The organism is Pantoea sp. GD03673, assembly GCF_029844725.1.
Classification (GTDB): Bacteria; Pseudomonadota; Gammaproteobacteria; order Enterobacterales; family Enterobacteriaceae; genus Pantoea.
Map to the genome: position 1 here is coordinate 38325 of NZ_JAOCKJ010000007.1, position 21925 is coordinate 60249.

The window sequence follows — 21925 nt, forward strand, 5'->3', positions numbered from 1 at the left end:
CCGAAAAAAGAAGCGTAGACGACACGGCAGAAAAGCAGGCGTGAAAAAATGCGCTGGTGCAGCACGGCGGATGGACGATTGCTGATAAGGTCTGGCTCGCCCCGCGCCATTCAGGGCGCGGGGCGCTTTCCTTCTCTGCTCCTGTTCCCTGCGCGCTGGGTTGCGTTATCGCGGCCAGATGAATGCTGACTTGCGCATACCAGACAGGGTTCAGGCAGAGAAAAGAGCGATCAGAATCGGTGCCAGCAGGCTCATGACAAAGCCGTGCACAATGGCGGCAGGGACAATTTCATTGCCACCTGCCCGCTGCAGCACCGGCAGGGTAAAGTCCATGGAGGTGGCACCGCACAGGCCCAGTGCGATGGAGCGATGACGGCCAATCAGCACAGGAATGAGCATGATGGCCACCAGTTCACGCACCAGATCATTGAAGAAGGCGGCGCTGCCGACGACCGGGCCAAACGCTTCGGTCATGAGAATGCCGGAAAGCGAGTACCAGCCAAAGCCACTGGCTAACGCCAGGCCGGTTTTCAGCGGCACGCCCAGCACCAGTGCTGCAATCATGCCGCCCATCAGCGCGCTGACCAGCACCACGCTGGCCACCAGCATGCCACGTCGGTTCAGGATGATCTGACGCAGCGTCATGCCGCTGCCTCGCAGCTGAATGCCCACCAGAAACAGCAGGAAGATCAGCGCATATTCGCTGGCTGTGGAGGCGTGGTGCAGCAGTGGCCAGTGGGTCAGGCCTGACACAAAACCAGCGACGACGACGCCGCACAGCTTCAGGGAATCCAGCGCCATATGCATCCGCGATGGCAGTTTATCCTGTCGGTGCGCATGCTGCCAGGGCGCATATTTTTCCAGTCCGCGCAGCGCCAGCAGGTTGCACAGCAGAATGCAGAATGCCGCAACCAGCGCGGTGTGAAAGATCGCCAGCAGGTTGCTGCCAAGATTGTCGAGAAAGGCCAGGCTGATGCCCATAAAGAAGAGAATCACGTAAACCATCCAGCCTAAAAGCTGATTCACCCGACGCAGGGTAGTGGGATTACGAAAAGGGAGCAGCCAGCCAGCGATAAGCGGCAGCAGAATAATCAGAAGTCCGGTGTACATATCATTGCCATCCCTGGGAAAAGTGGCAACACGCTAGCGAAAAAGCGTATCGGAGTAAAGCCCGTTGCGGCTTGACCGGCTCGCTTGCGGCAACCATGCTGTTTATAACCTGAGGACGGACGCCTATGATTCTGGAACATATCGACATTCGCGGTTTCCGCGGCATCAACAAGCTCTCACTGCCTTTAACACGGACCAATCTGCTGATTGGTGAAAACGCCTGGGGCAAATCCAGCCTGCTGGATGTCCTGAGCCTGCTACTTTCGCCCCACGAACCGGCCTATGTTTTTACCCAGGCTGACTTCCACTTTACTCCAGGCGATGTCACCGATCCGATGCGCCGTCTTTCGGTGGTATTCCACTTTCGTGATGATGGCAGCGACCCGGATTCCGTGCTCTCGACTTTCTGGCAGCGTGATGCAGAGGGGCAGCGCCGGCTTTATTACAGCGTTAGCGCCACCTGGCGAGACAGCGGCATCGAAACCCGACGCCGGTTCGTGGACGTGAACGCGCAGCTGTTGCCTGAGCAGCACTGCGCGGCGGCGATTGATCTGGTGCTGCAACGCTACCCGGTGCTGCGATTGCGTGACGCGCGTTTCAGCAAGCGGATTCGGCACAGTGCGCCGATTGCGCCCGCGCATTCTGAGCTGCTGGCGGGGATGGAGACACTGGCACGCGATCTGGAGCAGCATCCAAAGCAGCTCAGTGATGACGTGCTGCGGCAGGGGCTGAAGACCATGCAGCAGCTGATGCAGCACTACTTTCTGGTGCAGCCGCCCGATGCGGGCAATGCACTCAGATCACGGGATCCGCAGACGCGCGACGGGGGGCAGGGATGGCGGGCGCTGGATCATCTCAATCAGCTGATTGCCGGAACGGATTCCCGCAGCCGTCAGCTGATTCTGCTGCAGATGTTTACCCTGCTGATTGAGGCGCGAGGCGACGTCCCGCTGGCCGCGGGTGCCCGGCCCCTGCTGCTGATTGAGGATCCGGAAACCCGGCTGCATCCGATTATGCTGTCGGTGGCATGGAACCTGCTCAGGTTATTGCCGCTGCAAAAAATTGCCACAACCAATTCCGCTGAGCTGCTGTCTCAGGTGCCTGTCGAAAATGTCTGCCGTCTGGTGCGCGGTCCTTCGCGGGTGGCTGCCTGGCGCATCGGGCCAGAAGGGCTGAGTGCTGAAGAGAGCCGGCGTATCGGCTTCCATATCCGGGTCAACCGGCCTGCGGCGCTGTTTGCCCGTTGCTGGCTGCTGGTCGAGGGTGAAACCGAAGTCTGGATCATGAATGAGCTGGCGCAGCAGTGCGGTTACAACTTCGCGGCTGAAGGGGTTAAAGTGATTGAGTTTGCTCAATCGGGCTTAAAGCCGCTGCTGAAGTTTGCCCGTCGCATGGGCATCGCCTGGCATGTGCTGACGGACGGCGATCAGGCGGGGAATAAATATGCCAGCACCGCACGCACGCAGTTGCAACCCGGCGATCCTGAGCCGCGTTTTCTGACGCAGTTACCGGCGCTGGATATGGAGAATTTTCTCTATCACCAGGGCTTTCAGGATGTCTATCATCAGATGGCGCACCTGCCGTTAAACGTTCCGATGAGTTCCAGGCGTATTATTACCAAAGCGATTCACCAGAGTTCCAAACCTGAACTCGCCATCGCGGTGGCAACGTCAGCGGCGGAACGCGGACCGGAGGCTATCCCGCCGTTAATACGGCAAATGTTTGCCCGGGTGATTGGGCTGGCGCAGGGTCAGGCGGATTGAGGCCGTATCGGATAGGAAAATGCCAGCGGCACTGGCTGGCATTTTTGGGTCACTGTTCAGAGGCAGCGCGAGTGTCAGGCCACAGCCTGTATCTCAACCGGCACGATAAGGCTGGCGTGATTGCCTTTCGGGCCTTCATGAACATCAAACTGAACCTGCTGGCCTGCCTTTAGCGTGCGGTAGCCTTCCATCTGAATGGTGGAGTAGTGTGCAAAAATATCTTCGCCACCGCCAACCGGACAGATAAAGCCAAAGCCTTTGGAATTATTGAACCATTTAACTGTGCCCGTCTCCATGCTTTTACTTCCCTCGCAAGACATTTTATAAGTAGGTGAGGTCTTACAGGCTGTGAGTCGGATTTGATTAAAACGCAATCAGCCTGTGCAGGTAGAATGTAGAGAAAGCGCCGCTGGCGTCAAGCAAACCACCGGGCCAGGTGGGGAAAAAATCATCAAAATTTGAGGTAGTTAACGCTATTGCAAATTTTGTGATGCAGGTCGCGCAAGGGAATTTCTGAATAAATTTTCAGCTGCGACCAGACGCTTGACAGGCATGTTAAACTCTCAACATGTAGCCATCAAAAGGCTAAAAGCAAAATCTCAACGGAACACTATGGCAAACACAAACGACTGGCTTAACTTTGAACATCTGGCCGAAGACAAAGTACGTGAAGGGTTAAAGCCGCCTTCTATGTATAAAGTCATTCTGAATAATGACGATTATACACCTATGGAATTTGTTATTGACGTCGTACAAAAGTTCTTTTCTTATGATGTTGAACGTGCAACGCAGCTGATGTTGAAAGTTCACTATCACGGCAAGGCGATCTGTGGTGTATTTACTGCAGAAGTCGCCGAAACAAAAGCGGCCCAGGTGAACAACTATGCGCGGGAAAATCATCATCCGTTGCTGTGTACGCTGGAAAAAGCCTGAACCCGTCTCCATATAGGAAACTGGTAAGGGCGATAATTGGGGGAGGTGCCTAATGCTCAATCAAGAACTGGAACTCAGTTTAAATATGGCTTTCGCCAGAGCGCGTGAGCACCGTCATGAATTTATGACCGTCGAGCATCTGTTACTGGCGTTGCTCAGTAACCCGTCGGCCAGAGAGGCACTGGAAGCCTGTACGGTGGACATTGTGGCTCTGCGACAGGAACTCGAAGCCTTCATCGAACAAACCACGCCGGTGCTGCCCGCCAGCGAAGAGGAGCGTGACACACAACCGACGCTCAGCTTCCAGCGCGTCCTGCAGCGTGCGGTTTTCCATGTCCAGTCATCCGGTCGTAGTGAAGTGACCGGGGCAAATGTGCTGGTCGCCATCTTCAGCGAGCAGGAGTCGCAAGCGGCCTATCTGTTACGCAAACATGAAGTCAGCCGCCTTGATGTGGTGAATTTCATCTCTCACGGTACGCGCAAAGACGAGCCGGGCCAGGCGCCAGGCGCTGAAAATCCGGTTAACGAAGAGCAAGCAGGCGGGGAGGAGCGTATGGAAAACTTCACCACCAATCTTAATCAGCTTGCTCGCGTCGGTGGTATCGATCCACTGATCGGTCGCGATAAAGAGCTGGAACGTACCATTCAGGTGTTGTGCCGTCGCCGTAAAAATAACCCGCTGCTGGTGGGTGAATCGGGTGTCGGTAAAACTGCGATTGCTGAAGGTCTCGCCTGGCGTATCGAGCAGGGCGACGTTCCGGAAGTGATGAAAGACTGCACTATTTACTCGCTGGATATTGGTTCACTGCTGGCGGGCACCAAATACCGTGGTGATTTTGAAAAACGTTTCAAAGCGCTGCTGAAGCAGCTGGAACAGGATGAACACAGCATTCTGTTTATCGATGAGATCCATACCATCATCGGTGCGGGTGCCGCGTCCGGCGGCCAGGTTGATGCCGCTAACCTGATCAAGCCATTGCTTTCTTCTGGCAAGATTCGGGTAATGGGTTCCACCACGTATCAGGAATTCAGCAATATCTTCGAAAAAGATCGTGCTCTGGCGCGTCGTTTCCAAAAGATCGACATCACGGAACCGTCTGTTGAAGAGACCGTGCAGATCCTGAATGGCCTGAAAACCAAGTACGAAGCGCATCACGATGTACGCTATACCGCGAAAGCGGTACGTGCAGCCGTGGAACTGGCGGTGAAATATATCAACGATCGTCATCTGCCTGACAAGGCGATTGATGTCATTGATGAGGCCGGTGCGCGTGCGCGCCTGATGCCAGCCAGCAAGCGTAAGAAAACCATCAATGTCTCTGACATTGAAACCGTGGTGGCCCGTATTGCCCGTATTCCTGAGCAAAGCGTGTCGGCAACCGATCGCGATACGCTGAGAAATCTGGGCGATCGCCTGAAGATGCTGGTATTTGGTCAGGACAACGCCATTGAAGCGCTGACTGAAGCGATCAAAATGAGCCGCGCCGGTCTGGGTCAGGATCGCAAGCCGGTAGGGTCCTTCCTGTTTGCCGGACCAACGGGTGTCGGTAAAACCGAAGTCACCGTGCAGCTGGCGAAAGCACTGGGTATTGAGCTGCTGCGCTTTGATATGTCCGAGTATATGGAGCGTCACACCGTCAGTCGTCTGATTGGTGCGCCTCCGGGTTATGTCGGCTTTGATCAGGGCGGCCTGCTGACGGATGCGGTGATTAAGCATCCTCATGCAGTCGTGCTGCTGGATGAAATCGAGAAAGCGCACCCGGATGTCTTTAACCTGCTGCTGCAGGTGATGGATAACGGTATGCTGACTGACAACAACGGTCGTAAAGCAGACTTCCGTAACGTGGTGCTGGTAATGACCACGAACGCCGGTGTGCGTGAGACCGAACGTAAGTCGATTGGCCTGATTCATCAGGACAACAGCACCGATGCCATGGAAGAGATCAAAAAGATCTTTACGCCAGAGTTTCGTAACCGTCTCGATAACATCATCTGGTTCAGTCATCTGTCACCAGAGGTGATCCACCAGGTGGTCGATAAGTTTATTGTCGAGTTGCAGGCGCAGCTGGATGCGAAAGGCGTGTCACTGGAAGTCAGTGATGAAGCACGCGACTGGCTGGCTGAGAAGGGCTACGACAAAGCGATGGGCGCACGTCCGATGGCGCGCACCGTGCAGGACAGCCTGAAGAAACCGTTAGCGAATGAACTGCTGTTTGGTTCGCTGGTGGATGGCGGCTCGGTGTCAGTGGCGCTGGATCGTGAGAAAGGTGAACTGACCTATCACTTCCTGAGTGCTGAAAAACGCAAAACCGAAGGCACTGTGCATTAATCACTTGCTGCAGATGTGAAAAAGGCCGGATTAAAATCCGGCCTTTTTTTTCGCTGCAAAATGCAGAGCGATGAGATTATTGCAAATTAGCGACTACGGAAGACAATGCGGCCTTTGCTCAGGTCGTACGGGGTCAACTCAACGGTCACTTTGTCACCCGTCAGGATACGGATGTAGTTTTTGCGCATTTTACCGGAGATATGAGCAGTAACCACGTGTCCGTTTTCAAGTTCTACGCGGAACATGGTGTTAGGTAACGTATCCAGTACGGTACCTTGCATTTCAATATTGTCTTCTTTGGCCATCGAATCCTCTGGGTGTACTACCTTTCAGTTGAACCGGCAAGATAATGCCCAATTCAACGATTTATGTAAAGAACCGCCGGCGATTTTGCCAGCGCTTTGCCGGGGTGCACGTCTGTTGCGCGCATCCGGTAAAATTAGGGTGTTTAAGGTGACGTCTGCAGGGGATTAGCGGGCTAAGAATCTGTATCAACCGGTTACATGCGCACGATTGAAAACAGTTCCGAGAGTGCGTTGAGATTCCCAGCCTGGCAATTCCGGCTTATTATTACGAAGCGCGGACGACATACCAAACTCGACTATTATACCACTTATGCGCCTTTATGTGTGCAAAACATCTCTGCACGGCTAAAAAAGCGTTTGTGTCTGCCAGCAGCCATCGCTGACCGGCTGGTTAGCAAGACGTTGTACACATTGCAGATAATCAGCGCGGGGGATCTCCTGCGCACCCAGCGAGGCAGTATGAGGATTAAGAACCTGACAATCCACCAGCCGGCCCTGATGTCGGATGAAATGCTGACAAAAGACCCACAGTGCGGTTTTAGACGCGTTCTGCTGACGGCTGAACATTGATTCGCCGCAGAAAATTTGCCCCATCGCCAGTCCGTACATGCCACCCACAAGCTGATGTTCATCCCACACTTCGATAGAGTGAGCGTGACCAAGCTCATACAAGCGTAACCAGGCACGTTTCATTTCAAAGGTAATCCAGGTGCCTTCCTCGCGACCGCTGGCGCAGCCCTCTAGCACCTCTGCAAAGGACTCATTCATTGTCACCCGGTAGGGCGAACGATTGTGGAAACGCTTCATGCTGCGGCTGAGATGAAACTGCTCAGGCAACAGGACGGCACGGGGATCGGGCGACCACCAGAGTATCGGATCGCCGGGCGAAAACCACGGAAAGATGCCGTGCTGATAAGCGTTCAGTAACCGGGCAGGGGAGAGATCCCCTCCCATAGCCAGCAGGCCGTTTGGCTCACGCAGCGCCATTTCCGGCGGAGGAAACAGCAAAGATTCCCGTGACAGTTGTACCAGTCTCATCGCGTTATGTTACTCATCGGCATTTCGCTAAGACTATAACGCAATACGCTGCCGGAAACGCCAGTAGCGACCCGCTTTTGAGATTAATTCCGCATGACTGCCCTGTTCAACAATCGCGCCACTGTCCATGACGCAGATGCGATCCATCTGCTCCAGGCCACTGAGCCGGTGGGTAACCATGATCATGGTTTTTCCGGCAGCCAGGCGCTGCAGCAGGGCGAGAATGTGCTGTTCAGTGGTGGCATCCAGGCCTTCGGTGGGTTCATCGAGCAGCCAGAGATCGCCATCGTGCAGCAATGCACGCGCCAGCGCCAGTCGGCGTAATTCCCCGCCGGACAGCGGGCGACCCCCGTCTCCCATCCAGGCGTTTAACCCCTCCGGATTTTCAAGCAGACGCTGCAGGCCAACGTCGTTCAGCACGCGCTGCAGTTGCTCGTCACTGGCATCAGGGCAGGCAAGCAGTAAGTTATCGCGCAGGCTCTGGCTAAAGAGATGAACCCGCTGCGTTACCACGCTGATGCGCTGGCGCAACGCGGTTTCTGACCATGCGCTGACGGGCAAATCATCGAGGGTGATGACACCGTGCTGGCTCTCCCATCCACGGGTTAACAGCGCCAGCAGCGTCGATTTTCCGCAGCCGGTTGGCCCAAGCAAAGCAATATGCTCACCGGGCATGACGGAGAGGGTACAGCGGTTCAGCACCTTATCAGGACGATCGGGATAGCGGAAGTCGAGCTCTTCAATATCGACCGCAAGCGGGCCTGACCGGGCGTCTGACTGTGCCGGAAAGGTGATGGCAGGTGACTGATCGATAATGTCATTGACCCGCTGAGCGGCGTTGATCACCTGCGACATGGGCAGAAAAGCACCTGCAACCGGTGCCAGTGCCTCAAAGGCGGCCAGCGCGCAGAACACCACCAGTGCAATCAGGGAGCCGGGTAACTGTTGTTCGCTGATTGTCGCAGCGCCGAGCCAGAGCATAAGGGTAACCGTCACGCCACTGATCAGCAGCAGCAGGCTCTGAGCGGCGGCCTGCAAACCCTGTTGCTGGCTCTGCGCCTGTTGCCAGCGCTGTTCATCCTGATCAAGTTGCTGACGCCAGCTTTGCGAAGCACCGTACAGGTTGAGTTCAGCCTGAGCCGTGAGCCACTGCATCAGCTGTAAACGCCAGCGGGCACGTCCACGGGCAATCGCGATGCCTGCCGGTGCTCCCAGACGATAAAACAGCGACGGCATCAGAACCAGCGTACTCAGCATAATGCCGCCGAGCGTCAGTGCCAGTGAAACATCGATAAAACTCATGCCGAAAGTGACCACAACAATCACAACAAATGCACCGAGCAGCGGCGAGATGACGCGCAGATAGAGATGATCCAGCGTATCGATATCGGCCACAAACCGGTTGAGTAAATCTGCCTGGCGGAACTGCGACAGCTGCCCCGGCGACAGGGCCATCAGGCGACTGAACGTATGAACTCGCAGATGCTGAAGCACCCTGAACGTTGCATCATGGCTGACCAGACGTTCGGCGTAGCGTGCGGCGGTGCGGATAATTGCGGCACCACGGACGCCTGCTGCGGGCAGCATGTAATTGAAGGTATACAGGCCCGCTACGCCTGCCACTGACGAGGCGGCGAGAAACCAGCCTGACAGCGTCAGCAGGCCGATGCTGGCCAGCAGGGTAACAATCGCCAGCACAATGCCCAGCGCCAGACGAAAAGGGTGACGCAGCCAGAGACGAAGAAAAGGACGCAGGGCAGACATCAGCGGATCTCCTGTTGACGATGCTTCAGCATCTCACTGAATGCACCCGGCTGTTGCGACAGCTGCTGCCAGTTACCCTGCTGCACCAGCATACCGGCTTCCATCACCCAGAGGGTCTGCCAGCGACTCAGCGTATCAATCTGATGGGTAATCATCAGCGTGGTCTGCCGGGCTGCCGCCTCGTTAAGCGCGAGCATGACATGATGTTCGCTGAGCGCATCCAGGCTGGCTGCCGGTTCATCAAGCAGCAACAAATGTGAGGATTTATACAGTGCGCGTGCGACCGCGACCCGCTGTGCCTGACCCACCGACAGCTGATTAGCGCCGTCGCCGGGCGGGGTGTCAATGCCGCCGGGCAGACGGGGCAGGAACTCGTTAATGCCGCATGAGTCCAGCAGCCTCGTAAAGCGATCGCTATCCCACTTCGCATTCATCACGATGTTCTCACGCAATGTTGCGGCCGGTAACTGAGGGTTCTGTCCTACCCAGCTGACCTGCTGATGCCAGTCACTCCGTCGCAGATCACGCAGTTCAACCCCATTCGCTTTCAGCGAGCCCTGATAAGGCAGAAAACCGAGCAGGGCGTTCATCAGGGCCGTTTTACCGGCTCCGCTTTGACCGACCAGCGCAATCTGTTCACCCGCAGCAAGGGAAAAAGTGAGCGGGCCGCATAGCACCTGACCGTCGGGCGCGCAGACGCACAGATTGTCGGCAGCAAGCGCAATTGCGCGATCGGCAGTAAAGGGGATCTGGCCTTCCTGCGGCGCGGCGTCCGGCGTCGCCTGCATAAAGGCTTCAAGGGCATCGGCACCCCCCACCGCCTGAGCTTTGGCATGGTAAAACGCGCCGAGATCGCGCAGTGGCTGGAAAAACTCCGGGGCGAGGATCAGCACCAGGAAACCAGCAAACAGCGTCACACCCTGGCCATAATCACCGAAATGCAATTCACCCAGATAGGAGAAGCCAAAATAGACGGCCACCACGGCAATCGCTAACGAGGCAAAAAACTCCAGTACGGCGGAGGAGAGAAAGGCTAAGCGCAGCACTTCCATCGTGCGCTGGCGAAAATCGGTGGTGGCGGCGGCAACCGCCTGCTGTTCTGCTTCACCACGATGAAACAGCCGCAGCGTCTCTCTGCCGCGCAGACGGTCAAGAAAGTTACCGCTCAGGCGGGCCAGTACCAGAAAGTTGCGGCGGTTAGCCTCAGCCGCCCCCATTCCTGCCAGCGCCATAAACAGCGGAATCAGTGGCGCGGTGGCAAACAGGATCAGCCCTGCGGCCCAGTTCAGCGGAAAAATAGTCAGCAGAATGCAGCAGGGGATCAGTACCGCCAGGGTCATCTGCGGCAGATAGCGAGCGAAGTACTCCTGCATCTCTTCAATCTGCTCCAGCAGCAGAGTCGCCCAGCTCCCGGCTGGCTTTCCCTGAATCCACGCCGGACCCAGCTCAGATAACCGGTCTAAAACCTGCTGACGTAAAACCTGACGGATAGCCTGCCCGGCACGATAACCCGTCCGTTCACGGGCGTAGTTAATCAGGGCGCGCAGTACGAAGCAGAGCAGTAACAGCATGATACTGACCGTCAGCGCTTCGCGTGGCTTATGTTCCACAATCAGCGCCTGAAGCAGCGAGGCCATTAAGCCTGCCTGCGCAATGATCAGCAGGGCACTTGCCATGCCCAGCAGCGTGTTAAGTCGCAACCAGCGACCGGCGAAACGACGTTGCTGACGAAGCCAGCGGGTTAGATGCTGCTGCCGCGATTTGTCCATGCGAGACCATGATAAATGTCGATGACAGGGAAAAATGGAAAGACATTTCCATCTCTTCAGGCGCAAGAATCTAGCATGAGAGCCATAAAAAAGGCGACGGAAAAACCGTCGCCTGGAACATTTGAGATCAGAGACTTAACAACTTACTGATCGTTTTTAACCAGTCCGTCAAGAAAACGCTCAGCATCTAACGCGGCCATGCAGCCGGTGCCCGCAGAGGTAATCGCCTGGCGATAGGTATGATCCATCACGTCGCCTGCCGCGAAAACGCCTGGGATGCTGGTCTGAGTGGCGTTGCCATGCAGACCTGACTGCACCTTGATGTAACCATTCTCCAGCGCCAGCTGGCCCTCGAAGATGGCCGTATTCGGGCTGTGTCCGATAGCAACAAACAGACCCGCCACTTCCAGCGCTTCTGTTTCATCACTGTTCTGGGTCGATCGCAGCGTCAGGCCGGTTACGCCCATCTGATCGCCTGTCACTTCTTCCAGCGTACGATGCGTGTGCAGCACGATATTGCCGTTGCGCACTTTTTCCATCAGACGGTCGATCAGGATTTTCTCTGCACGGAAGCTGTCACGACGGTGAATCAGGTGGACTTCAGCCGCAATGTTAGCCAGATAAAGCGCTTCTTCTACGGCGGTGTTGCCACCGCCAATTACCGCGACTTTCTGATTGCGATAGAAGAAACCGTCGCAGGTTGCACAGGCAGAAACGCCTTTGCCTTTGAACGCTTCTTCAGATGGCAGTCCCAGGTAACGTGCCGACGCGCCGGTGGCGATGATCAGGGCATCTGCCGTGTATTCACCGCTGTCGCCCGTGAGGCGGAACGGACGGTTCTGAAGATCCACGGTATGGATGTGATCAAAAATAATCTCAGTATTAAACTTTTCGGCATGCTCATGCATGCGCTCCATCAGCGATGGACCTGTCAGATCGTGCGGGTCGCCCGGCCAGTTCTCCACCTCAGTGGTGGTGGTCAGCTGTCCGCCTTTTTCCAGACCGGTGATCAGCACCGGGTTCAGGTTGGCGCGTGCAGCATAAACGGCTGCGGTATAACCCGCTGGGCCGGAGCCCAGAATGAGTAACTTACTGTGTTTGGCCGTACTCATGCGTTCCTCAGTTTCATTCGGCTGACATAGCCTGTGATTGTAGGGAATATCCGGCAGCAATAACAAGGCTTAGGCAATTTTGTTAACGATAGCTGTAAACGGCGTAGACGATGAGTGGGGGTTTTGCCTGGTCAATGCGCCAAAAGGGGGCAAAAATCGGCTTTAAAGGGTGCAGCAGTGGCAAAATACTCATTTAAAAACAGATACCCAGCGGTCTGTCTGGCATCTTGTCCTGAATTTGGTGATTTTACTTTGACAATCGCCTGCGCTTTTGCGAAAACATTATCAGAAGCGAATAACATTTATCGGAACAAAACAGGTTTTCCTCGCCTGTTTTGCACTTAACGCCGAATAAAAGCAGCCTGGTATGGATAATGACGCATGATGTGGACAGACAACATGCGTCATGTCGATAGGTGTCAGAACACAGGCTCTGTTAGCTCACTTCAGAAATGCCCCGAACAATGAGCGTTTTCAGGGCGTGGCAGGTAAAGGGAAGGAATTAAGAGAGACAATAATAATGGTAGACAATAAGAAACGCCCCGGGAAAGATCTCGACAGAATTGACAGGAACATTCTGAATGAACTTCAGAAAGATGGTCGCATTTCAAACGTAGAGCTTTCCAAACGCGTGGGCTTATCGCCTACGCCATGTCTTGAGCGTGTACGCCGTCTCGAACGTCAGGGATTTATTCTTGGCTACACCGCGCAGTTAAACCCGCACTATCTGGATGCGTCTCTGCTGGTATTCGTTGAGATTACTCTGAATCGTGGTGCGCCGGATGTGTTTGAGCAATTTAACGCCGCTGTGCAAAAACTTGAGGAAACTCAAGAGTGTCACCTCGTTTCCGGTGATTTCGACTACCTGCTGAAAACGCGCGTACCTGATATGTCTGCCTACCGTAAGCTGCTGGGTGAAACCCTGCTGCGCCTGCCGGGCGTAAACGACACGCGCACCTATGTTGTGATGGAAGAGGTCAAACAGAGCAATCGACTGGTGATCAAAACTCGCTGATGCGGCGCAGGTGCAAAACCTGTGAGATTTCGGTACACTCCTGTGAATTCATACAGGATCAGCGTCGGGCTTGCCCGACGCTGTTGCTTCTTACTTTACAGGCACCTGGAGAGTCCTCTTGAGCCAGGAATATACAGAAGATAAAGACGTTTCGTTACAATCGCTGAGCAGTGGACGTCGTCTGCTGGAAGCGTTGCTCATTCTGGTGGTGCTGTTTGCCATCTACCTGATGGTTTCTCTGGTCAGTTTTAACCCTTCCGACCCGAGCTGGTCGCAAACGGCCTGGCATGAACCTATCCACAATATCGGCGGCAGCGTCGGTGCCTGGCTTGCTGACACCTTACTTTTCATCTTTGGTGTGATGGCGTACGCCATTCCGCCCGTCATCATGGGGTTATGCTGGATTGCCTTCCGTCAGCGCGACAGCCAGGACTACTTTGACTACTTCGCCGTCGGGCTGCGTTTAATTGGCGTCCTTGCGCTGGTGGTAACGACCTGTGGTATGGCGGCGCTGAACGCGGATGATATCTGGTACTTCGCTTCGGGCGGCGTGATTGGCAGCCTGGTCAGTAATGCCATTGCCCCCTGGTTCAGTCCGGCTGGCGGCACGCTGATGCTGCTCTGCGTCTGGGCGGCGGGGATAACCCTTTATACCGGCTGGTCATGGCTCACCATTGCAGAAAGAATTGGTGGAGTGGTGATGGGCGTGCTGACCTTCGCCAGCAACCGCTCACGTCACGACGAACCCTGGCAGGAAGAGAACAACGCGCATGACGATGCGGATGTCCCTGCACGGCATACTGCCGATCAGGATGATGACGTACTGCTTTCTGCTCCCGGTGCCGCCGATCAGGATGATGACGTGCTGCTTTCTGCTCCCCGTGCTGCCGATCAGGATGATGATGTGCTGCTCGCTGCGCCACGAACGGCCGCTCAGCCTTCGCCAGCACAGCCGGACCCGTTGCTGGCGAAAGCGGCAGCTGCAACCAGTGCGGCGGTAGCCGCCACAACGGAAGCGGCAGAGGTCACCCTCGCCCCGGCAGCGGCGGTAACGCCTGCGCCTGCTGCTGCGTTTACGGCATCGGCTCCTGTTGCATCGACGCCTGCTTCGCAGCCGATGCAACCGGCGGCAGCGCCTGCATCTTACGGTGCTGCTCCGGCTCCGGCACAGAATGCTTCTGCGCCCCCGGCGTCACCCCCGCTTTATCATTTTGAAATGCCAGACGAAGCCCCGGCTACGCCATCCTTCACTGCTTACGACGATGACGAACCTAAAATGGGTAACTGGCGTGACACCTCAGCGATCCCTGCGGCCGCTACAGCCGCTGCGGCCGCAACGGCTGTCACACGCACTGCGCCCGTTTTCGACTTAGCACCTGAAACCAATCTGAATCCGCAGGTTAAGCAGGGTATCGGACCGGCGCTGCCGCGTCCTAATCCGGTAAAACTGCCTACCCGTCGTGAACTGGCCTCTTATGGCATCAAGCTGCCTTCTCAGCGTATGGCAGAAGAGAAAGCCAAAGCGGAAGAGAGCGAAACGGCCCCGGCTGGGGTGGTTTCCACTGCTCCTGATGCTGAAGAGGCGCTGCAGCAGGCTGAGCTGCGTCAGGCCTTTCAGTCTGAACAACAGCAGCGTTACGGCACCAGCTGGCAGCAGGACGAAGAAGATGAGCAGGATGCCCGGCAGCAGGATGCGCTGGCGCGTCAGTTCGCCGAGCAGCAACAGCAGCGCTACGAACCTGAAGCGAGAAAAGAGCCGGTATTTAATATTGATACTGCCTCAGCGTTTGATTTTTCACCGATGAAAGATCTGGTGGATGAGGGCCCGGCTGAACCGCTGTTTACTATTGCCGCGACGCCGGAACCGGAAGCACCTGCGGTTTCACACGAACCCTGGCAACAGGTGAGTGAGGTCTCAGGAACTCAGGCCTCGGCTCAGGTTCCTGCACCTGCCCGTTTTGCCCCGGCCGAGCCGGCTTACAGCGCACCCGTTACGCCTGCGGCACCGGCTGAGCCTGCTTATCAGGCACTGGCAGAGCCTGCTTATCAGGCACCTGCTGCACCTCAGGCCCCGGCTTATTCTGCGCCTGCTTACGGTTCGCCAGCAGAGCCTGAAGCAGGTTATGCGGCACCGGCAGAGCCTGCTTATCAGGTACCTGCTGCACCTCAGGCTCCGGCTTATTCTGCGCCTGCTTATGGCACGCCAGCCGCCGCGCCGGTTGAAGAAGCGAAACCTTCACTGCATGACAGCCTGATCCATCCGTTCCTGATGCGTCATGAGCAGCCGCTCGAGAAGCCCTCTACGCCTCTGCCTTCACTGGATCTGCTGACGGCTCCGCCTGAAGAGGAAGAGCCGGTTGATATGTTCTCGCTGGAGCAGACTGCCCGTCTGGTAGAGTCACGTCTGGGTGATTACCGCGTAAAAGCCGAAGTCGTTGGCATCTCGCCTGGCCCGGTGATTACCCGTTTCGAGCTCGACCTGGCACCGGGTGTGAAAGCGGCACGTATCTCTAACCTGTCGCGCGATCTGGCGCGTTCATTGTCGACGGTCGCGGTTCGTGTGGTGGAAGTCATCCCAGGCAAACCTTACGTGGGTCTGGAACTGCCTAACAAGCACCGTCAGACCGTCTATCTGCGTGAAGTGCTGGATTGCCCTAAATTCCGCGATAACCCATCGCCGCTGGCCGTCGTGCTGGGGAAAGACATTGCGGGTCAGCCGGTCGTGGCCGATCTGGCGAAAATGCCACACTTACTTGTTGCTGGTACGACCGGTTCCGGTAAATCGGTGGGCGTGAACGCCATGATCATCAGCATGCTTTATAAGGCGACGCCGGAAGACGTTCGCTTCATTATGATCGACCCGAAAATGCTTGAGCTGTCGGTCTATGAAGGCATTCCGCACCTGCTGACCGAAGTCGTCACAGACATGAAGGATGCTGCGAATGCGCTGCGCTGGAGCGTCGGCGAAATGGAACGTCGCTATAAGCTCATGTCGGCGCTGGGCGTGCGAAATCTGGCGGGCTACAACGAAAAAGTGGAACAGGCCGACGCGATGGGTCGCCCGATTCCAGATCCGTTCTGGAAGCCCGGTGACAGCATGGATATGACGCCGCCGGTTCTGGAAAAACTGCCTTACATCGTGGTCATGGTCGATGAGTTTGCCGACCTGATCATGGCTGTGGGGAAAAAGGTTGAAGAGCTGATTGCGCGCCTGGCACAGAAAGCCCGTGCTGCGGGTATCCATCTGGTGCTGGCCACACAGCGTCCCTCTGTGGATGTGATTACCGGCCTGATTAAAGCGAACATCCCGACACGTATCGCCTTTACCGTGTCCAGCAAAATTGACTCACGTACCATTCTCGATCAGGGCGGCGCAGAGTCATTGCTGGGTATGGGTGACATGCTCTATATGCCGCCAAACTCCTCCCTGCCGGTTCGCGTTCACGGTGCCTTTGTTCGTGACCAGGAAGTGCATGCCGTGGTTCAGGACTGGAAAGCGCGTGGTCGTCCGCAGTACATCGACAGCATTACGGCGGGTGAAGAGAGCGAAAGTGCCGGTGGCATTGACAGTGATGAAGAGCTTGATCCGCTGTTCGACCAGGCTGTTGGTTTTGTGGTCGATAAGCGTCGTGCTTCGATTTCTGGCGTTCAGCGTCAGTTCCGTATCGGCTATAACCGTGCGGCACGTATCATTGAACAGATGGAAGCGCAGGGCATCGTCTCTGCTCCCGGTCACAATGGTAACCGTGAAGTGCTGTCGCCACCGCCACACGATATGTAGCGGCTGACGATATGTTTTGAAACACTACTCACTGAGCCAGTTCCGACTGGCTCATTGTTTTTATGCGGTTAAACCCCCATATCTGAATCAGCTTTCGGTTTTTTCCTCTGTTCTGATGGCGGAACGGCGACCAGGCTTACTGCAGTTATCGATGGGAACGTTTAAATAAGGAATTGAAGCAGATGAAATTACGCATAATCGCTCTGGGCCTGCTGGCCACCTTTTCATCAGCCAGCGTTCTGGCTGATGCTTCCAGTGATCTGCAACAGCGCCTGAATAAGGTCAGCAGCTTCCACGCCAGCTTCACCCAAAAAGTGACCGACAGCAGCGGTGCCAACGTGCAGGACGGTGAAGGTGAATTGTGGGTTAAACGTCCCAGCCTGTTTAACTGGCACATGACCGCGCCGGACGAAAGCATCATTATCTCCGACGGCAAATCGCTGTGGTTCTACAACCCATTTGTTGAACAGGCGACCGTCAGCTTGCTGCAGAATGCGACCAGCAATACGCCCTTTATGCTGATTGCCCGCAACCAGTCAAACGACTGGAAGCAGTACAACATTAAACAGCAGGGTGACAATTTCGAACTGACCCCGAAAAACAGCGATGGCAATCTGAAACAGTTCACCATCCAGGTGACCCCCGGCGGAACCATTAACCGCTTCAGCGCTATTGAACAGGATGGTCAGCGCAGTGATTACCAGCTGAAAAGCCAGCAGAATGGTGCTATCAGTCCGGATAAATTCACGTTCACACCGCCAAAAGGCGTGACGGTGGACGACCAACGTCAGTGAGGTCAAGGTGAGTAACCTGTCCCTGGATTTTTCCACCGAAAATTTCAAACCTCTGGCCGCGCGTATGCGGCCAGAAACATTGAAACAGTACATTGGTCAGCAGCATCTGCTGGGCGCGGGCAAGCCGCTGCCGCGTGCGATAGAGGCAGGACATCTGCATTCAATGATCCTGTGGGGACCGCCCGGGACCGGCAAGACCACGCTGGCTGAGATCATCGCGCATTATGGCAACGCCGATGTAGAGCGTATTTCGGCCGTGACCTCCGGTGTGAAAGAGATTCGTGAGGCGATCGAGCGTGCCCGTCAGAATAAGCATGCCGGGCGGCGCACAATCCTGTTTGTGGACGAGGTCCATCGGTTCAATAAGAGCCAGCAGGATGCTTTTCTGCCTCATATCGAAGATGGCACCATTACCTTTATTGGCGCGACCACAGAGAACCCCTCTTTTGAACTCAACTCCGCATTGCTCTCCCGCGCCCGCGTCTATCTGCTGAAATCTCTGACTCCGGAAGATATCGGGCAGGTGCTGGATCAGGCGATGGAGGATAAAGTGCGGGGATATGGCGACAGTGACATCATGCTGCCTGACAACACCCGCAGGATGATTGCTGAGCTGGTTAACGGTGATGCCCGGCGGGCGCTGAACACGCTGGAGATGATGGCTGATATGGCCGAAACCACCGAATCGGGGCAGCGTGAACTGACGCCACAACTGCTGAATGAGGTCTCTGGTGAGCGATCCGCGCGTTTTGATAACAAAGGCGATCGTTTTTACGATTTGATCTCGGCCCTGCACAAATCGGTCCGCGGTTCCGCACCTGATGCGGCGCTCTACTGGTATGCGCGCATCATCACTGCGGGCGGCGATCCGCTCTACGTAGCACGCCGGTTGCTGGCTATCGCCTCTGAGGATGTGGGCAATGCCGATCCACGCGGGATGCAGGTGGCGATTGCGGCCTGGGATTGCTTCACCCGTGTCGGTCCTGCGGAAGGGGAGCGCGCCATCGCTCAGGCGATTGTTTATCTGGCCTGTGCGCCTAAAAGTAACGCGGTTTACAATGCGTTCAAAGCGGCTATGCGTGATGCGCGAGACCATCCTGATTTCGATGTGCCGGAACATCTGCGTAATGCGCCGACGAAGCTGATGAAAGAGATGGGCCTGGGCAAAGAGTATCGGTATGCGCATGACGAAACCAACGCGTATGCCGCCGGTGAGGTCTACTTTCCACCGGAGCTGGCCAGCGCACGTTATTACACCCCAACCCAGCGCGGGCTTGAGGCTAAGATTGGTGAAAAGCTAAGCTGGCTCGCTGAGCAGGATCAAAATAGCCCGACAAAACGCTACCGCTGAAACAGACGTTACGGTAATGTGGGTAATGTTTTCAACGCATTCCGCGGGAATGCGTCCCTTCTTTCAACCAACTTTTTATACACAGGATAAGCATGCTCGATCCCAATCTGCTGCGTAACGAGCCAGACGCAGTCGCAGAAAAACTGGCACGCCGGGGATACAAACTGGATGTGGAAACGCTGCGTTCGCTCGAAGAGCGTCGCAAAGTACTGCAGGTAGAAACAGAAAATCTGCAGGCAGAGCGTAACTCCCGATCCAAATCCATCGGTCAGGCCAAAGCACGTGGGGAAGACATCGAGCCGCTGCGTCAGGAAGTGAACGCGCTGGGCGAACGCCTGGATGCCGCTAAAGCAGAACTGGATGAACTGCAGAATCAAATCCGTGACTTTGCGCTGGCGCTGCCAAATATTCCGGCTGATGAAGTGCCGCTGGGCAAAGATGACAGCGAAAACCAGGAAGTAAGCCGCTGGGGAACCCCGCGCGAGTTCAGTTTCCAGGTTAAAGATCACGTTGAGCTGGGTGAAGCAGCGAAAGGGCTGGATTTTGCGGCTGCCGTCAAGCTCACCGGTTCGCGCTTTGTGGTGATGCAGGGGCAGATTGCCCGTCTGCACCGTGCACTGAGTCAGTTTATGATTGACCTGCACACCGAGCAGCATGGTTATCTTGAAACCTATGTGCCTTATCTGGTTAATCATGAAACGCTTTACGGTACCGGACAGCTGCCTAAGTTTGGCGAAGACCTGTTCCACACCCGTCCGCTGGAAGAGGAGTCAGACAGCAGCCACTATGCGTTGATTCCTACCGCAGAAGTGCCGCTGACGAACCTGATGCGCGACGAGATTCTGGAAGAGGATAGCCTTCCGGTCAAACTGACCGCCCATACGCCATGCTTCCGTTCTGAAGCGGGTTCTTACGGTCGTGACACACGCGGCCTGATCCGTATGCATCAGTTCGATAAAGTCGAAATGGTACAGATCGTCACCCCGGAGCAGTCAATGGCTGCGCTGGAAGAGCTGACCGGTCACGCAGAGAAAGTACTGCAACTGCTGAACCTGCCATACCGTAAGGTTTTACTCTGCACCGGTGATATGGGCTTTGGCTCGACCAAAACCTACGATCTGGAAGTCTGGCTACCAGCGCAGAATACCTATCGTGAAATTTCATCCTGTTCCAACATGGGTGATTTCCAGGCGCGTCGCATGCAGGCGCGTTGCCGCAACAAACAGGAAAAGAAACCGCGTCTGGTTCATACCCTGAATGGCTCAGGTCTGGCCGTAGGCCGTACTCTGGTGGCGGTGCTGGAAAACTATCAGCAGGAAGATGGCCGTATCACCGTGCCTGACGTTTTACGCCCTTATATGAATGGCGTCGACATCATCGGCTAAGCGATACGCACGCTTTCAACCCGGCCACGGCCGGGTTTTTTTATGCTTTTCAGTCGCACTGGCCGATTAAGCAGGTCCTGATTTAATCACAAATAAACGTTATCGATGCCAGATGTGCCGGAACGCTTAAAAATCTAATTTTTCATAGAGATAGCATTCAGCAGCCCTCCGCTAAACACAACTGTAACCTACTGAAGATTAGTAATTTAAATTGTCCTGCAGCAAAATGTGCTGCCAGCAAAGTGTGCCCATTGACTTTAAAAAAGCGAGTGGCAAACTGCGCGCAATTTCCTTCATTTGCTCTGGTTTTTATCCCCTATGTCAACCTGGTCACGCCCCGTGATATTGCTGCTTTGCGGCCTGATGTTAATGACAGTCGCTATTGCCGTTCTGAACACACTTGTCCCGCTGTGGCTGACGCATGACTTACTGACAACCTGGCAGGTGGGCATCGTTAGTTCCGCCTACTACACGGGCAATCTGGCCGGTACATTGCTGGCTGGCTGGTTAATCAGGCATTACGGGTTTAATCGCAGTTACTATCTGGCAACCGGGCTCTTTGCCCTGGCAACGATCGGTCTGGCAACGCTGGAAGGCTTCTGGGCGTGGAGTTCGCTTCGTTTTATCGCGGGCATAGGTTGTGCACTGATGTGGGTGGTGGTTGAAAGCGCACTCCTCTGCAGCGGAACGGTCCGTAATCGTGGGCAACTGCTGGCTGCCTATATGATCGTTTATTATCTTGGCACCGTAGCGGGTCAGTTACTGGTCAGCACCCTCTCAACAGAATTACTGAGCGTCATACCCTGGGTCACTTCGCTGGTGTTCTGCGCGGTATTGCCGCTGGTCTTTACGCGGGTGTCAGCCAGTGGTGAAGCGACTGAGGCGGCACCTGCTCGCATCTGGCCGATGCTGCGTCGTCGCAGTTCACGCCTCGGCATCAATGGGTGCATTATCTCCGGTATCGTTTTAGGCTCGCTTTATGGCCTGATGCCACTGTATCTGTCGCATCAGGGACTGAGTGACGCCAGTGTCGGTTACTGGATGGCGTTACTGGTCAGCGCAGGTATTGTTGGACAGTGGCCAATTGGTCGTCTGGCCGATCGATTTGGTCGCCTGCTGGTGCTGCGGGTACAGGTCTTTGTGGTTGTCCTGGGGGCGATGGCCATGTTGACCAATGCTGCAATGGCACCTGCGCTGTTTGTTCTGGGGCTGGCGGGCTTTACCCTTTATCCGGTGGCGATGTCCTGGGCTTGTGAAACGGTCGCACATCATGAGCTGGTTGCTATGAATCAGGCGCTGCTGATGAGTTATACCGTTGGCAGTCTGGCTGGACCGGCAATGGCCTCAGTTCTGATGCAGAATTATTCTGACCGGTTGTTGTTTGTGATGATTGCCGCAGTGGCGCTGATCTATCTGATCATGCTGCTGCGTAAAGCGGACCAGCAGGCGACGCCAGTGGCACATGCCTGATTGCTG

At 55.6% G+C, this 21925-nt stretch carries 16 protein-coding genes; 9 read left to right on the plus strand and 7 right to left on the minus strand.

The annotated features are described in order from the left end of the window. Positions 1 to 210: 210 nt before the first annotated feature. A complete protein-coding gene (locus tag N5J69_RS14705; RefSeq protein WP_279771301.1) occupies positions 211 to 1110 on the minus strand; it encodes a lysine exporter LysO family protein in 900 nt (299 codons plus the stop codon). A gap of 125 nt (positions 1111 to 1235) precedes the next feature. Between N5J69_RS14705 and N5J69_RS14710 the strand changes: the two genes are divergently transcribed. Further along, positions 1236 to 2873: an ATP-dependent endonuclease gene (locus tag N5J69_RS14710; RefSeq protein ID WP_279771302.1), complete on the plus strand. Its 1638-nt coding sequence runs from the start codon at positions 1236 to 1238 to the stop codon at positions 2871 to 2873. A 74-nt stretch (positions 2874 to 2947) separates the two neighbouring features. Here N5J69_RS14710 and cspD read toward each other — a convergent pair whose 3' ends face one another. Beyond that, positions 2948 to 3169, minus strand: a complete 222-nt coding sequence (cspD, locus tag N5J69_RS14715; protein WP_098051073.1) for a cold shock-like protein CspD — start codon at positions 3167 to 3169, stop codon at positions 2948 to 2950. 316 nt (positions 3170 to 3485) lie between these two features. Here cspD and clpS point away from each other — a divergent pair, with 316 nt between their 5' ends. Continuing rightward, positions 3486 to 3806 (plus strand): ATP-dependent Clp protease adapter ClpS, encoded by a 321-nt coding sequence (gene clpS, locus N5J69_RS14720; RefSeq protein ID WP_003849318.1) that lies wholly within the window; start codon positions 3486 to 3488, stop codon positions 3804 to 3806. Positions 3807 to 3858: 52 nt separating this feature from the next. Continuing rightward, a complete protein-coding gene (gene clpA / locus N5J69_RS14725) occupies positions 3859 to 6135 on the plus strand; it encodes an ATP-dependent Clp protease ATP-binding subunit ClpA (RefSeq protein ID WP_033732099.1) in 2277 nt (758 codons plus the stop codon). 86 nt (positions 6136 to 6221) lie between these two features. Here the strand turns inward: clpA and infA are convergent, their stop codons facing one another. From infA to trxB, 5 genes are all read right to left on the minus strand, one after another. After that, a complete protein-coding gene (gene infA / locus N5J69_RS14730; RefSeq protein WP_002211347.1) occupies positions 6222 to 6440 on the minus strand; it encodes a translation initiation factor IF-1 in 219 nt (72 codons plus the stop codon). Between the two features lie 345 nt (positions 6441 to 6785). Continuing rightward, complete coding sequence (aat, locus tag N5J69_RS14735; protein WP_279771308.1) at positions 6786 to 7478, minus strand: leucyl/phenylalanyl-tRNA--protein transferase; 693 nt, start codon at positions 7476 to 7478, stop codon at positions 6786 to 6788. 33 nt (positions 7479 to 7511) lie between these two features. After that, on the minus strand, positions 7512 to 9242 hold the full coding sequence (gene cydC / locus N5J69_RS14740) for a cysteine/glutathione ABC transporter ATP-binding protein/permease CydC (protein WP_279771310.1): 1731 nt from the start codon (positions 9240 to 9242) through the stop codon (positions 7512 to 7514). Continuing rightward, positions 9242 to 11011: a cysteine/glutathione ABC transporter permease/ATP-binding protein CydD gene (gene cydD, locus N5J69_RS14745; RefSeq protein WP_279771312.1), complete on the minus strand. Its 1770-nt coding sequence runs from the start codon at positions 11009 to 11011 to the stop codon at positions 9242 to 9244. Before cydD ends, cydC begins: the two co-directional genes overlap by 1 nt. A 143-nt stretch (positions 11012 to 11154) precedes the next feature. Further along, entirely contained in the window at positions 11155 to 12123 is a 969-nt protein-coding gene (gene trxB / locus N5J69_RS14750; protein ID WP_279771314.1) for a thioredoxin-disulfide reductase, read from the minus strand. Positions 12124 to 12643: 520 nt separating this feature from the next. Here trxB and lrp point away from each other — a divergent pair. The 6 genes from lrp (at position 12644) to N5J69_RS14780 (ending at position 21919) form a co-directional block, all read left to right on the plus strand. Further along, the gene (lrp, locus tag N5J69_RS14755) at positions 12644 to 13138 is read left to right on the plus strand and encodes a leucine-responsive transcriptional regulator Lrp (RefSeq protein ID WP_006118610.1); all 495 of its coding nucleotides are present in this window, start codon (positions 12644 to 12646) and stop codon (positions 13136 to 13138) included. A gap of 118 nt (positions 13139 to 13256) precedes the next feature. Further along, the gene (locus N5J69_RS14760) at positions 13257 to 16919 is read left to right on the plus strand and encodes a DNA translocase FtsK 4TM domain-containing protein (protein WP_279771316.1); all 3663 of its coding nucleotides are present in this window, start codon (positions 13257 to 13259) and stop codon (positions 16917 to 16919) included. A gap of 182 nt (positions 16920 to 17101) precedes the next feature. After that, entirely contained in the window at positions 17102 to 17713 is a 612-nt protein-coding gene (lolA, locus tag N5J69_RS14765; protein ID WP_094120150.1) for an outer membrane lipoprotein chaperone LolA, read from the plus strand. Between the two features lie 7 nt (positions 17714 to 17720). Continuing rightward, on the plus strand, positions 17721 to 19064 hold the full coding sequence (locus N5J69_RS14770; protein ID WP_279771319.1) for a replication-associated recombination protein A: 1344 nt from the start codon (positions 17721 to 17723) through the stop codon (positions 19062 to 19064). Positions 19065 to 19156: 92 nt separating this feature from the next. Then, positions 19157 to 20449 (plus strand): serine--tRNA ligase, encoded by a 1293-nt coding sequence (serS, locus tag N5J69_RS14775; protein ID WP_279771322.1) that lies wholly within the window; start codon positions 19157 to 19159, stop codon positions 20447 to 20449. 318 nt (positions 20450 to 20767) lie between these two features. Next, entirely contained in the window at positions 20768 to 21919 is a 1152-nt protein-coding gene (locus N5J69_RS14780) for an MFS transporter (RefSeq protein WP_279771324.1), read from the plus strand. The last annotated feature ends 6 nt before the right edge of the window (positions 21920 to 21925 follow it).

Bases quoted from the DNA above. Each gene is read 5' to 3' on its own strand.
- clpS (WP_003849318.1), top strand. From the start codon at position 3,486: ATGGCAAACACAAACGACTGGCTTAACTTTGAACATCTGGCCGAAGAC.
- N5J69_RS14705 (WP_279771301.1), bottom strand. From the start codon at position 1,110: ATGTACACCGGACTTCTGATTATTCTGCTGCCGCTTATCGCTGGCTGG.
- trxB (WP_279771314.1), bottom strand. From the start codon at position 12,123: ATGAGTACGGCCAAACACAGTAAGTTACTCATTCTGGGCTCCGGCCCA.
- lolA (WP_094120150.1), top strand. From the start codon at position 17,102: ATGAAATTACGCATAATCGCTCTGGGCCTGCTGGCCACCTTTTCATCA.
- cspD (WP_098051073.1), bottom strand. From the start codon at position 3,169: ATGGAGACGGGCACAGTTAAATGGTTCAATAATTCCAAAGGCTTTGGC.
- cydD (WP_279771312.1), bottom strand. From the start codon at position 11,011: ATGGACAAATCGCGGCAGCAGCATCTAACCCGCTGGCTTCGTCAGCAA.
- clpA (WP_033732099.1), top strand. From the start codon at position 3,859: ATGCTCAATCAAGAACTGGAACTCAGTTTAAATATGGCTTTCGCCAGA.
- lrp (WP_006118610.1), top strand. From the start codon at position 12,644: ATGGTAGACAATAAGAAACGCCCCGGGAAAGATCTCGACAGAATTGAC.
- aat (WP_279771308.1), bottom strand. From the start codon at position 7,478: ATGAGACTGGTACAACTGTCACGGGAATCTTTGCTGTTTCCTCCGCCG.
- infA (WP_002211347.1), bottom strand. From the start codon at position 6,440: ATGGCCAAAGAAGACAATATTGAAATGCAAGGTACCGTACTGGATACG.
- N5J69_RS14780 (WP_279771324.1), top strand. From the start codon at position 20,768: ATGTCAACCTGGTCACGCCCCGTGATATTGCTGCTTTGCGGCCTGATG.
- N5J69_RS14710 (WP_279771302.1), top strand. From the start codon at position 1,236: ATGATTCTGGAACATATCGACATTCGCGGTTTCCGCGGCATCAACAAG.
- cydC (WP_279771310.1), bottom strand. From the start codon at position 9,242: ATGTCTGCCCTGCGTCCTTTTCTTCGTCTCTGGCTGCGTCACCCTTTT.
- serS (WP_279771322.1), top strand. From the start codon at position 19,157: ATGCTCGATCCCAATCTGCTGCGTAACGAGCCAGACGCAGTCGCAGAA.